Raw genomic sequence first — 11,729 nt, forward strand, 5'->3', positions numbered from 1 at the left:
GCATCCGGAAGACGGCGCGGAAGGTGAGAAGAAGGTCGCGCCGTCAGGCTCGGCGGGGGCGCACCACGAGGGTCGCCACGCGAGCCAGCGCGGGAGTCGTACTCATGGATGTCACCGTACGCAGCGCCGCGACGGCCGTCATCCGGTTTTCGGTCAGCGCCGAAGGCCGGACTCGATCGCGAAGACGACGAGCTGCGCCCGGTCTCGCGCGTGGAGCTTGACCATCGCGCGGCTCACGTGCGTACGGACCGTGTCGGGACTGACCACGAGCGCGTCGGCGATCTCCTGGTTGGAACGGCCCGTCGCGACCCAGCCGAGGATCTCGCGCTCCCTCTCTGTGAGGTCGTCCAGCCGCGGGTGCGGGCGCGCCGCGGCGGACGACCCGCTGAACCGCTCGATCACGGTACGCGTCACCGACGGGGCGAGCAGCGAGCCGCCGGCCGCCACGACGCGGATGCCGTCGAGCAGCGCCGTCGGCTCGGCGTCCTTGAGCAGGAAGCCGCTTGCTCCGTGGCGCAGCGCCTCGAAGACGTACTCGTCGAGCTCGAACGTCGTCAGCATCACGATGCGGACACCGTCGAGCGTGGCGTCACGGTTCACGTCGGTGAGCAGCGCGAGGCCGTCGAGGACCGGCATCCGGATGTCGCACAGCACGACGTCGGGCGTCGTCCGGCGGATCAGCGCGAGCCCCTCGCGCCCGTCGGCAGCCGCACCCACGAGCTCGAGGTCGTCCTCGGTCTCGATGAGGGTCGCCAACCCCATCCGGACGAGCGGCTGGTCGTCGACCAGCGCCACCCTGATCACCGCTGCTCCGGGAGCGTCGCACGGACACGGAAGCCCGTGCCTTCCGCCGGCCCGACGTCGAGCACGCCGCCGACCTCACCGAGCCGTGCCCGCATGCCCGAGATGCCCATGCCCTCATCCTGGCCGGAGGTCGGGCCACCACGCCCGTCGTCGCTCACGGTGACCACCAGCTCTCCGCCGGTCCGGACGAGCGAGAGCACGGCCCGCGTGGCATTCGCATGCCGCAGGACGTTCGTCAGCGCTTCTTGCGCGATCGCGTACACGACCTCGCCGAGACGATCGTCGACATCGCCCACGTCACCGGTCCGGACGACCTCCAGCCCACCCGCGCGCACCCGGTCGAGCAGCGCGTCGAGGTCGCCGATCCCCCGTACGGGTCGGCGCGCGGCCTCCGCGCCCGACATCCGCCCAAGCTCGGCGCGCAACGCGTCCAGCGACTCGCGGCTCGTCGCCCGGATCGCCTCGATGCTCTCGCGAGCCTTGGCCGGGTCGCGGTCGAGCACGTGCAGCGCGACACCGGCCTGCATCGCGATCACCGCGAGGCCATGGCCGACGCCGTCGTGCAGGTCTTGCGCCATCCGCAGCTGCTCCTCGGTCGCCGCACGCGCGCTGCGGTCGGCGCGCGACGCCTCGAGCTGGCTCACGGCGGTGGCGACGGCACCCGCCGCGGCGACCACGGCCAGCAGCCCGATCGCTTGCCAGACCTCCTGAGGACGGTCGGCGCCGGTGACGAGCATCCGGGCGAGCAGGGAGCTCGCGGCGACGAGGGCGGCGCCGGCGGCCCACGGCACCCACCTCCACGACGTCGCCCGCAGCGCGACCACGAACGTCACGGTCGGAAGAGCCAAGAAGATAGGCCCGTCCGCGAAACCCGCGCCGAAGTAGACGGCCGTGCAGACGCCGCTGGCCACGACGGCGACCTCAGGTCGCCACGGAAGCACAGTAGGAAGGACGGCGAGCACCGCGATGATCACGGCGCCCAGCACCTCGCCGTGACCAGGGTCCACGTCGCGGTTGGCCGCGAACGTGCCGAGCAGCACGACGACCACCATCGCCCACCAACCGTGGGCGTTCGCTAGGACGCTGCGCCGGTCGCTCACGGGCCGAGGATAGACCGCGGCGAGCCCTACGGCGTACGGCCACGCGAGGCTTCGGCGTACGCAGATCCGCGTACGGAGGAGCCGCGTCAGGGCGGACGCTTTCCGCGCCCCAGGCGACGACCGTAGGGGGCATGGACGATCTGGTGGTACAGACAGACGGGCTGACCAAGAGGTACGGCGACCGACTCGCCGTGGACTCGGTCAGCATGACCGTACGACGGGGCGAGGTCTACGGATTCCTCGGCCCGAACGGGGCCGGCAAGACGACGACCCTGCGGATGATGCTCGGACTGATCCGGCCCACGGCTGGAGAGGCGAGCGTCCTCGGACGCCCTGCGGGACGTCCTGACGTGACCGCACGGGTCGGTGCGCTCGTGGAGGGGCCGGGATTCTTCCCGTACCTGTCCGGGCGGGACAACCTGCGGACGATGGCCCGCTACCGGGGCCTCGGCGACGATGCCGTCGACGCTGCGCTCGCGCGTGTCGATCTGACCGACCGCGCGGATGACAAGTTCAAGGCGTACTCGCTCGGCATGAAGCAGCGGCTCGGTGTGGCCTCCGCGCTCATGGGCGACCCGGAGCTGATCGTGCTCGACGAGCCCACCAACGGCCTCGACCCGGCCGGGATGGCCGACATGCGGGCTCTCGTGGTGTCGCTCGCGCGCGGCGGCCAGACCGTGCTGCTCTCCAGCCACCTCCTCGCCGAGGTCCAGGAGATCTGCGACCGCGTCGGCGTCATCAACGACGGTCGGCTCCTGCGCGAGGCGCGGGTCGACGAGCTGCGCGGTGACGCGACGCTACGGGTCCGCGCGACCCCGGAGGACGCGGCCATCGCGGTCGCGATGCGCGTCGCGGGCGAGGACGCCGTACGCCGCACGCCGCACGGGCTCGAGCTCGCGCTGACGGCGGCCGCTGCCCCCGCACTCGTCCGCGACCTTGTCGCGGCTGGTGTCGACGTCCACGAGGTGTCCCCCACCGAACGCAGCCTCGAGGAGGTCTTCTTCGAGATGACCACCGAGGCACCGACCACGAAGGAGAAGGTGGCATGACCACGCTGATCGACAACCCGATGACGCGCAGCACCCGGGCGGAGCTGTTGCGGCTCCGCAAGTGGCCGGCCGTGTGGGTGCTGGTGGCCGTCTGGGTCGCCCTGGCCCTGGTCTTCGGCTATCTGTTCCCGTACCTGTCGTACCGGACGGGCGACCTCAGCTTCGCCGGCGACGGCGACACCCGCGCGCAGCTGCTCGTCGAGATGCTCCCTGCGGCGCTGCCGACGGTGCTCGTCCAGGGGCTGCCGATGTTCGGCGGTGCGCTGGCGCTGGTGCTCGGCGCGATCGTGGCCGGCAACGGCTACGGCTGGGGGACGTGGAAGACGGTCTTCACCCAGGGGCCGTCGCGCCCCGCCACGGTCGGAGGCTCGCTCGTCGTGCTCACCGCCGCAGTCCTCGGCAGCCTCGCGCTGACGCTCGTGCTGTTCACCGGGGTCTCGCTCCTCGTTGCCGGTACGGAGTCGCAGGCAGTCACCTGGCCGTCGGTTGGCGCGCTGCTCGAGTCCTTCGGCGGCGGATTCCTGGTGCTCGAGATGTGGGCGCTGCTCGGCTATGCGCTCGGCACCGTGGCGCGGGGGCCCGCGCTGGCGGTCGGGCTCGGACTGGTGTGGGCCCTGGTCGTCGAGAACCTGCTCCGTGGGGTGGGCGCGCTGCTCGGCCCGGTCGAGGCGGTGACGGAGGTCCTGCCCGGGACGGCCGGCGGCTCGCTGGTCGGCGCCATCGTCGACGTCTCGTCCAACCCGAACGAGACTCCCGGCATCCTCGAGGTCCTCACCGGCGGCCAGGCGCTCGCGACGGTGGCGGCGTACTGCATCGGGCTCGTGGTGCTGGTGCTCGTCGTAGTCCGGCGACGGGACGTGGCCTGACAGCTCCTCGCTCGCGAGCGCGGTAGGACATCTGTCCTGCCGCGTTCGCGACATCGTCCTCTGCGGTGAGGGGGTCCTCGGTGCCTAGGGTCGAAGACACCGAACCGAAGGAGCGCCGATGTCTACCGTCAGCACACCCCGCACCAGACCCACCGCCGCCCGCGTGCCGTGGACCGTCGACCTCGTCATCGTCGCCGCTGCGACCGTGTGCGCCATGATCGCCTGGACGTTCGCGTCGAAGGTTGCCGGCGTCGAGCTCACTGTCGAGGCCGGCGACGGGGTGCAGGAGGTCGGCGTTGCGGCGGTGGCCGCGTCCGCAGCGGCCGGAGCCTTGCTCGGGCTGCTGATCCTGCGGCTCCTCGAGCGACTCACGGCTCGGGCACTGCCGATCTGGACAGCGCTCGTGATCGTCGGGACGCTCCTCTCGGCCGTCGGCCCGACGGCCGCCCGGTCACCGGCGGCAACGGGGGCACTCCTCTCCCTGCACGCGGTCGTCGCGGTGGTCGTCCTCGTCGCTGCGCACCGTTCGCGGCGGCTGCGGTGAGCGCAAGCCGCGGGGCCACGGAGAGCCCGCCGGGCGTACGGTGAGCACCGTGTCGCGTCTCGCGCGAGTCCTCCCTAGGCATGCCGCCGTGCTGGTGTGGGTGCCGGTGCTCCTCGCGGCACCGGCACTTGAGGTCCGCTCCGGACCGGGCCCGGTGGTGCTCGCGCTGGGCCTGGTCGCCCTCGCCGCCACGAGCTGCGTCGTCGCGGTCCTGAAGAGCTGGCCGTGCTCGAGCACCGTCTCGACGGCCGCCTGGGTCGTGCTGACAGTCTCGGTCGGGATCGGCTCATTGGCCTACGACGGGTGGCCTCCGGCGTGGCTGCTCGTCGCGATGACGGCAGGGGTCACCTTCCGACCGGCCGTGGCTCTCGGCGCGATCACCCTCGCGGTCGTGCTCGCGACCTCAACGCTCGCGCGCGGCGGCGCCAGTGTCGAGGACGTGTACTCGCAAGCGTTCGTCGTCGCCCTCGCCGGAGCCGCGGCCGCGACGTTCAGCCACCTGGTGGCGACCGCCGATGCACTGCGTCGTACCCGGGCGCAGCTCGTCGTCGCGGCCGTCGCCGACGAGCGCGAGCGGTTCTCCCGCGACCTTCACGACGTGCTTGGGCACACCCTCTCCGTCATGGTGGTGAAGGCGCAGGCAGTCCGGCGACTGGTCCCCACCGACCCCGACGCCGCTGCAGTCCACGCCGCCGACATCGAGCAGATCGGGCGGACCGCGTTGACGCAAGTGCGTGAGACCGTCCACGCAGTCCGAACGCTGACTCTCACCGAGCAGCTCGAGGCAGCGCATGACGCGCTGACCGCCGCCGGCATCCGTGCCGACGTGCACACGCCGACGTCGTCGGTCGACCCCGCGGTGGGCACTCCGCTCGCATGGGCGCTGCGCGAAGGAGTGACGAACGTGCTCCGCCACTCCAGCGCCAGCACGTGCAGGATCGACCTCGTACGTCGTGGGACGTCGTTCGAGCTCCGCGTCTGCGACGACGGCGTCGGGACGCCGCCACCGGAGCACGAGGGACGGATCGGTGGCCTCGACGGCCTTCGGTCCCGCCTCGTCGCCGCCGGCGGCGAGCTGGAGGTCGCGCCCGGCCCCGACGGGTTCTCGCTCACCGCACGTGTGCCGGCAGCACTGGACGCGGCGACGGAGCGATCGCGGTGATCCGCCTGCTGCTGGCCGAGGACCAGACGATGATGCGCGGCGCCCTCGCGGTGCTCCTCGGGCTCGAACCCGATCTCGAGGTCGTCGACCAGGTGGCTGACGGCCGCGACGTGCTCCCCCACGCGCTCCGCTCTCGACCGGATGTCGCGCTGCTCGACATCGAGCTGCCGGGGCGCAGCGGTCTCGACGCCGCCGAGGACCTCGCTCGCGAGTTGCCCGCGTGCCGCGTCCTGATCGTGACGACGTTCGCGCGGCCGGGCTACGTCCAGCGTGCGATGGCGGCCGGCGCGAGCGGCTTCGTCGTCAAGGACGATCCCGCGGAGCACCTCGCCGCGACCGTCCGCCACGTCGCGGGCGGCGGCACCGCCATCGACGCAACACTCGCCCGTCGCGCCTTGCGCGAAGCCGCCTCGCCTCTGACCGACCGCGAACGAAGCGTGCTCACCACCGCCGAGGACGGGGCGACGATCGCGGACATCGCCGAGCGGATGCACCTCTCGAAGAGCACGATCCGCAACTATCTGTCCAGCGCGATCGGCAAGACGGGGACGCGCAACAAGGTCGAGGCAGCGCATCTCGCCCGACGCAACGGCTGGCTCTGACCGCGGCGCCTAGGACGTCGCCTCGGGCTTGGCCCAGGAGGTGCGGCCGTCGCCGGTGATGGGGATCTCGGGTCCCTGCATGACGTCGGGACGGAGTGTCGCCTCGCCGAGGCCCCGTACGCGGGCGAGCAGCTCACGTGCGCTGACCCGCAGGCGGTTGGCGTCGCCGACGCCGAGCCCTCGTACGTCCATCCCGGCGGCGCTTGCGAGATCCACGGCGCGCGCGATGTGGAAGTCCTGCGTCACGACGACGGCAGTCTCGACACGGAAGACCTCGCGGGCGCGGCGCATCGTGTGCCACGTGCTGCGGCCGGCGTAGTCGGTGAACACGTCCTCGGGCGGCACCCCTGCACGGAGGACGGCATCGCGCATCGCGTCGGGCTCGTTGTACGCGTGCGTCCGGTTGTCGCCGGAGACGAGGACCTTGTCGACCGTCCCCGCGCGATAGAGCGCGACCGCCGCGTCGACGCGCTGCTGGACGACCGCGCCGAGCCTGCCGTCGGGGAGCACCCACGACCCGGGGACGATCGCGACCTGGGCGTGCGGTAGGTCGTCGGGGTCGTCGGTGACCCGGTCGTCGGTCCGCTTCACCACGACGGCGTTCGCGGCAGCGACCGCGAGGACCCCCGACAGCGCGGCGGTCCCGGCGACGATGATCAGGCGGTGGCGCAGGCGACTCATGCCGGTGAGCGTAGGCGACGCGGTCAACCTGCACAGGATCTTCACACCTTCTCGGCACCACCTGCGCAGCCGCGAACTTACGCTCAGGACATGGGCACACCGGCAGCACGGATCCTCGTCGTCGAGGACGAGCGTGTCATCAACCAGTCGGTCGTCGACCGCCTCGTCGCCGAGGGGTTCGAGGTCCGCCAGGAGTACGACGGCCCGAGCGCCGTCGCCACCGCCGCCCAGTGGCCACCGGACCTGGTCGTCCTCGACGTGATGCTGCCCGGATTCGACGGCCACGAGGTGTGCCGCCGCGTGCAGGCCGAGCGCCCCGTACCGGTCCTCATGCTCACCGCCCGCGACGACGAGACGGACGTCCTCGTCGGGCTCGGGGTCGGAGCGGACGACTACCTCACCAAGCCGTTCAGCATGCGCGAGCTCGTCGCGAGGGTGCGGGCGCTCCTGCGGCGGGTCGAGCGCGCGGCCGCGCTGACGGTCGCTGCGCCCGAGGCGCTCTCGCTCGGTGCGCTCGAGGTCGACCGTGCACGTCGCCAGGTCCGGCTCGACGGCACGCTCGTCCACCTCACCCCGACCGAGTTCGACCTGCTGGTCTGCCTTGCGACCGAGCCCGGCACGGTCCTCACCCGCGAGCAGCTGCTGGCCGAGGTCTGGGACTGGCGCGACGCCGCCGGCACCCGTACGGTCGACAGCCACATCCGATCGCTGCGCGGCAAGATCGGCGCCGAGGCCGTACGCACCGTGCACGGGGTCGGGTACGCCCTCGAGGTGACGCCATGAGGCCGCTCGACCGACTCGGTTCGATCAAGACGAAGCTCGGGGTCCTCGTCGCGGTGACCGTCGCCGTCGCCGCCGTGCTCCCCCTCGCCGGGTCGCGTCTCGGCCTCGACCCGCTCCTGACGGTGCCCGCCACGGTCGCCGTCGCGCTCCTCGTCACGCAGCTCCTCGCCCGCGGCATGACGTCGCCGCTGCGCGAGATGACGGCGGCGGCACGGACGATGGCGACCGGCGACTACTCCCGCCGGGTGACCGCATCCTCGCGCGACGAGGTCGGCGAGCTCGCCCGCGCCTTCAACACGATGGCCGCCGACCTCGAAGCCGTCGACCGCCAGCGCCGCGACCTCGTCGCGAACGTCTCCCACGAGCTGCGCACTCCGGTCACGGCGCTGCGGGCGCTCCTGGAGAACCTCGCCGACGGCGTCGTCGATCCCGACCCCGAGCAGCTCCGTACGGCGCTCGAGCAGACCGAACGGCTCGGTCACCTCGTCTCCGACCTGCTCGACCTGTCCCGCGTCGATGCCGGGATCAGCGCACTCGACGCGCAACCGATCGAGGTACGACCGTTCCTCGACGACGCCGTCCGCGAAGCGGCGCTCACCGGGCAGCCGGTGCGCTTCGCGGTGTCGGTCGAGCCGTCCGACCTCGTCGTACGCGCCGACCGCGCCCGGCTCCACCAGCTCGTCGCCAACCTGCTCGACAACGCCGCACGCCACAGCCCCGACCAGGGCGCCGTGCACGTCCAGGCGCGGCCCGGCGAGCGCGGCATGGTGCTCGAGGTCTCTGACGAAGGACCCGGCATCGACCCCACCCAACGGACGGCCGTCTTCGAGCGCTTCACGACCGGCACCGGCGCCGGCCAGCACGACGGCGGCACCGGCCTCGGCCTCGCGATCGCCCGCTGGGTCACCGACCTGCACGGCGGCTCGATCGAGGTCGCCGACACCACGACCGGATGCCGGATCCGCGCCTGCCTCCCCGAGAACCTCCCGGAAGGAACACCCGCGTGAGCTCTGCCTGCCCTGCGTACCCCGTTCCGCCAGCGTCCCCGAAGCCCGAGCCCCTGCTCGACGCCCTCTTCGGCCAGCTGTGGCCCGAGCCGTCGGTACCTGCACGGCCCCGGCTTGTCGTCGCTGCCGCCGCCGTCGGCGCGCTGGCCGCCCTGGTGCTGCCGTTCCGCGACCTCGGGATCGGCACGTTCCTCGTCTTCGTCGGCGTCTGTGGTGTCGTCGCCGTCGCCGACGAGCGGTTCCGCCGCCCGTACCACCTGGTGTCGGCCACGCTGAGCGTCCTCCTGCTGACGCCGCTGTTCCTGCTCGCGGCGGAGTGGGTGAGCATCTTGTGCCTGCTCGCGGCGTTCGCGGTCGGCGCGACGGCGCTGGCGGGGGGCCGCTCGGTCCCCGGGATGGCCGCCTCGATGGCCGCGGTCCCGCTCGCGGCGGTACGGGGGCTCCCCTGGCTGGGCAGGTCGCTCACCGTCGCGCCCGGTTCGCGCACGTGGGCCCCGATCGTCCGTACGGTCGTGCTGTCGGCCATCGCTGGCGCGGTCTTCGGCGCGCTCTTCGCGTCCGCCGACGCGGTCTTCGCCCGCTGGGCGGACGCGCTCGTGCCCGACCTGACCCTCGACGACATGCCCGTTCGCGCCTTCACCGGCCTGGCACTCGGGGGCCTGACGCTGGCCGGCGTCTACGTCGCGCTCAACCCGCCGCGTGTCGAGCGCCTGGCGGTTCCGGTCGGCTCCCCGGTGGTGCGACGCTTCGAGTGGCTGGTGCCGGTGTCGCTGGTCGTCGGGCTGTTCGCCGTCTTCGTCGTCGCGCAGCTCACCGTGATGTTCGGCGGTCACGACTACCTGCGACGGACGACCGGACTCACGTACGCCGAGTACGTGCACCAGGGCTTCGCCCAGCTCACGATCGCGACGCTCCTCACCCTCGCGGTGGTCGCGCTCGCGGCACGGAAGGCCCCGCGCGTGACGGCCCGCGACCGGCTGCTCCTGCGCATGGTGCTGGGCGCGCTGTGCCTGCTGACGCTGGTCGTCGTGGCCTCTGCGCTGCACCGGATGAGCGTGTACGAGGAGGCGTACGGCTTCACCCAGCTCCGGCTCCTCGTGTCATTCTTCGAAGGGTGGCTCGGCGTCGTGGTCCTCCTCGTCCTCGTCGCGGGGATCAGGCTTTCGGGGCGGTGGGTCCCCCGCGCCGCCCTGCTCACCGGGGCGGCCGCGCTCCTCGCGATGGCGGCGCTCAACCCGGACGCGTACATCGCCGAGCGCAACCTCGACCGGTACGAGGCCACCGGCAAGATCGACTGGTACTACCTGTCCGACCTCTCCGCCGATGCCACGCCGGTCCTCGCGGACCTGCCGGCCGACCTGCGCGGGTGCGTCTGGGTGGACGCCGCCCGTACGGGCGACTGGTTGGAGTGGAACCTCGGCCGTGCCCGTGCCCACGAGGCGGCACCCGGTGGCCTCGCCGGCGGACGCGACTGCGAGAGCTCGCCACAGGGGTGAGGGGATCGCCTCGCCGGTCGACAAGGCCAGCCCGCCGGCGGCATCCGTCAGGCGCGTCGCCATCGTTGACGTCGCCACATCGTGCGCGAAACAACACGAGCCCCTAGGCTCCGTTACCAATCAGTAACGTCCTCGCAAAACTGCCGTGAAGACGTTGCAGCCCGCGCACCCGGGGGACCCTTCAGCGGGCACTGCCCGCTGCGCCACGCCTCGCTACCGCGAGTGACCGCAGTCGGATTCTCGTCACGTCGCCACGCTCTCGTCGGCGTCGTGCACCCACCGATACAGGAGTCACTCGTGAAGCAGCTGCACAGACCCCTCATGACCGCGGCCTTGTCCGCGCTCGTCCTCTTCGGCGTCCAGGCGCCCGCCTCGGCGGCCGAGGACACCCCGGTCGTCTCCCGGGGCATCACCATCCCGACGTTCTACAACCCGCCCACGTCCTTGCCGTCCGCCAACGGCGCCCTGATCCGGAGCGAGCCGCTCACGCTCGGCCTCAGCCTGCCCGGCCTCAGCGGTCCGCTCCCGGGGACGGCGACCCGGATGATGTACAAGTCGACCGACTCGAACGGCCAGCCCGTCGCGGTGACCGGCGCCTACATCGAGCCTGCCGCACGGTGGACCGGCAGCGGTCCGCGCCCGCTCGTCGTGCTGGCGCCCGGCACCATGGGCCAAGGCGATCAGTGCGCGGCGTCGCTCGCGCTCGAGAACGCGCTCGCGCTCAACCTGACCGAGGGCACGGTGTCGGTCGGTTACGAGAACCTCGCCACGTACCGCCTCCTCGCCAAGGGCATCGCGGTCGCCGTCACCGACTACGTCGGGCTCGGGGCGACCGACCGGCTGCACACCTACGTGAACCGTGTCGACGAGGGCCACGCCGTGCTCGACGCCGTACGGGCGACGCGCTCGCTGACCGGGACCTCGGTCACCGCCTCCTCCCCCGTCGGCCTGTACGGCTACAGCCAGGGCGGCGGCGCGACCGCGTCGGCGGCCGAGCTCCAGCCGACGTACGCACCGGACGTCACGCTCGCCGGCGTGTACGCGGGCGCTCCGCCGGCTGATCTCGTGAAGGTCCTCCCTGGCATCGATGGCAGCGCGCTCGCCGCGGCCGCCGGATGGACGGTGAGCGGGCTCGCCCAAGCCAAGCCTGCCCTCCAGCCGATCATCGACAGCTACATCAACGACGCTGGCCGCGCGGCGCTCGCCGACGTCTCGACGATGTGCGTCGGCGACGGCATCCTCGGCTACCCCTTTGCCAAGACCAAGAGCTGGACCAAGCAGGGCATCTCGCTCGGCGACGTCATCGCCCGCGAGCCCGCGGTGAAGGCGGCGGTCGACGCGCAGCGCATCGGTAGGATCAAGCCGTCCACGCCCGTGCGCGTCGCCACCGGCGTCGCCGACGACACCGTCCCGCACGGTCAGGCCCGTCAGCTCGCGGTGGACTGGTGCGCCAAGGGCGCCAACGTCACGTACGAGCCGATCTACCTGCCCAACCTCGGTGACAAGATCGTGCTCACGAACCACTTCCTGCCGCTCATCGAGGACCAGGGGTCGGCGATCGGCTGGCTCACGGACCGACTCGAAGGCCGGCGGGCGTACTCCAACTGCTGGAAGCTGCCGCTGATGCTGTGAGGT

The 11,729-nt window shown here is 72.2% G+C and carries 12 protein-coding genes; 9 read left to right on the forward strand and 3 right to left on the reverse strand.

Going from position 1 to position 11,729, the window contains the following annotated elements:
• Positions 1-153 precede the first annotated feature (153 nt).
• Positions 154-804, reverse strand: a complete 651-nt coding sequence (locus tag H4N58_RS14515; RefSeq protein ID WP_167250069.1) for a response regulator transcription factor — start codon at positions 802-804, stop codon at positions 154-156.
• Positions 801-1,904 carry a sensor histidine kinase gene (locus H4N58_RS14520; protein ID WP_167250067.1) on the reverse strand — a complete coding sequence of 368 codons (1,104 nt, stop codon included), beginning with the start codon at positions 1,902-1,904 and terminating at the stop codon, positions 801-803. The genes H4N58_RS14515 and H4N58_RS14520 overlap by 4 nt, the downstream gene beginning before the upstream one ends.
• 131 nt (positions 1,905-2,035) lie before the next feature.
• Here H4N58_RS14520 and H4N58_RS14525 point away from each other — a divergent pair, with 131 nt between their 5' ends.
• The 5 genes from H4N58_RS14525 to H4N58_RS14540 all read left to right on the forward strand — a co-directional run bounded on the left by H4N58_RS14525 (position 2,036) and on the right by H4N58_RS14540 (position 6,127).
• The gene (locus H4N58_RS14525; protein WP_167250065.1) at positions 2,036-2,953 is read left to right on the forward strand and encodes an ABC transporter ATP-binding protein; all 918 of its coding nucleotides are present in this window, start codon (positions 2,036-2,038) and stop codon (positions 2,951-2,953) included.
• Positions 2,950-3,819, forward strand: a complete 870-nt coding sequence (locus H4N58_RS14530) for an ABC transporter permease (protein WP_167250063.1) — start codon at positions 2,950-2,952, stop codon at positions 3,817-3,819. Before H4N58_RS14525 ends, H4N58_RS14530 begins: the two co-directional genes overlap by 4 nt.
• A 118-nt stretch (positions 3,820-3,937) precedes the next feature.
• The gene (locus H4N58_RS14535) at positions 3,938-4,363 is read left to right on the forward strand and encodes a DUF6069 family protein (protein ID WP_167004366.1); all 426 of its coding nucleotides are present in this window, start codon (positions 3,938-3,940) and stop codon (positions 4,361-4,363) included.
• A gap of 49 nt (positions 4,364-4,412) precedes the next feature.
• A complete protein-coding gene (locus tag H4N58_RS20715; protein ID WP_243845074.1) occupies positions 4,413-5,525 on the forward strand; it encodes a sensor histidine kinase in 1,113 nt (370 codons plus the stop codon).
• Complete coding sequence (locus tag H4N58_RS14540; protein ID WP_255490662.1) at positions 5,522-6,127, forward strand: response regulator transcription factor; 606 nt, start codon at positions 5,522-5,524, stop codon at positions 6,125-6,127. The genes H4N58_RS20715 and H4N58_RS14540 overlap by 4 nt, the downstream gene beginning before the upstream one ends.
• A 9-nt stretch (positions 6,128-6,136) precedes the next feature.
• Here the strand turns inward: H4N58_RS14540 and H4N58_RS14545 are convergent, their stop codons facing one another.
• The gene (locus tag H4N58_RS14545; RefSeq protein WP_167004372.1) at positions 6,137-6,808 is read right to left on the reverse strand and encodes a vancomycin high temperature exclusion protein; all 672 of its coding nucleotides are present in this window, start codon (positions 6,806-6,808) and stop codon (positions 6,137-6,139) included.
• Between the two features lie 90 nt (positions 6,809-6,898).
• Here H4N58_RS14545 and H4N58_RS14550 point away from each other — a divergent pair, with 90 nt between their 5' ends.
• From H4N58_RS14550 to H4N58_RS14565, 4 genes are all read left to right on the forward strand, one after another.
• Positions 6,899-7,591, forward strand: a complete 693-nt coding sequence (locus H4N58_RS14550; RefSeq protein WP_167004375.1) for a response regulator transcription factor — start codon at positions 6,899-6,901, stop codon at positions 7,589-7,591.
• The gene (locus tag H4N58_RS14555; RefSeq protein ID WP_167250058.1) at positions 7,588-8,598 is read left to right on the forward strand and encodes an ATP-binding protein; all 1,011 of its coding nucleotides are present in this window, start codon (positions 7,588-7,590) and stop codon (positions 8,596-8,598) included. Before H4N58_RS14550 ends, H4N58_RS14555 begins: the two co-directional genes overlap by 4 nt.
• Positions 8,595-10,094, forward strand: a complete 1,500-nt coding sequence (locus H4N58_RS14560) for a DUF4153 domain-containing protein (protein ID WP_167250056.1) — start codon at positions 8,595-8,597, stop codon at positions 10,092-10,094. Before H4N58_RS14555 ends, H4N58_RS14560 begins: the two co-directional genes overlap by 4 nt.
• A gap of 297 nt (positions 10,095-10,391) precedes the next feature.
• Complete coding sequence (locus tag H4N58_RS14565; RefSeq protein WP_243845073.1) at positions 10,392-11,726, forward strand: lipase family protein; 1,335 nt, start codon at positions 10,392-10,394, stop codon at positions 11,724-11,726.
• Positions 11,727-11,729 lie beyond the last annotated feature (3 nt).

It is taken from the genome of Mumia sp. ZJ1417 (assembly GCF_014127285.1).
In the GTDB taxonomy this organism is placed as follows: domain Bacteria; phylum Actinomycetota; class Actinomycetes; order Propionibacteriales; family Nocardioidaceae; genus Mumia.

What these genes read in the sequence shown, in the direction of transcription:
- H4N58_RS14555 (WP_167250058.1), top strand. Translation starts at nt 7,588, where the DNA reads ATGAGGCCGCTCGACCGACTCGGTTCGATCAAGACGAAGCTCGGGGTC.
- H4N58_RS14530 (WP_167250063.1), top strand. Translation starts at nt 2,950, where the DNA reads ATGACCACGCTGATCGACAACCCGATGACGCGCAGCACCCGGGCGGAG.
- H4N58_RS14535 (WP_167004366.1), top strand. Translation starts at nt 3,938, where the DNA reads ATGTCTACCGTCAGCACACCCCGCACCAGACCCACCGCCGCCCGCGTG.
- H4N58_RS14525 (WP_167250065.1), top strand. Translation starts at nt 2,036, where the DNA reads ATGGACGATCTGGTGGTACAGACAGACGGGCTGACCAAGAGGTACGGC.
- H4N58_RS14550 (WP_167004375.1), top strand. Translation starts at nt 6,899, where the DNA reads ATGGGCACACCGGCAGCACGGATCCTCGTCGTCGAGGACGAGCGTGTC.
- H4N58_RS14545 (WP_167004372.1), bottom strand. Translation starts at nt 6,808, where the DNA reads ATGAGTCGCCTGCGCCACCGCCTGATCATCGTCGCCGGGACCGCCGCG.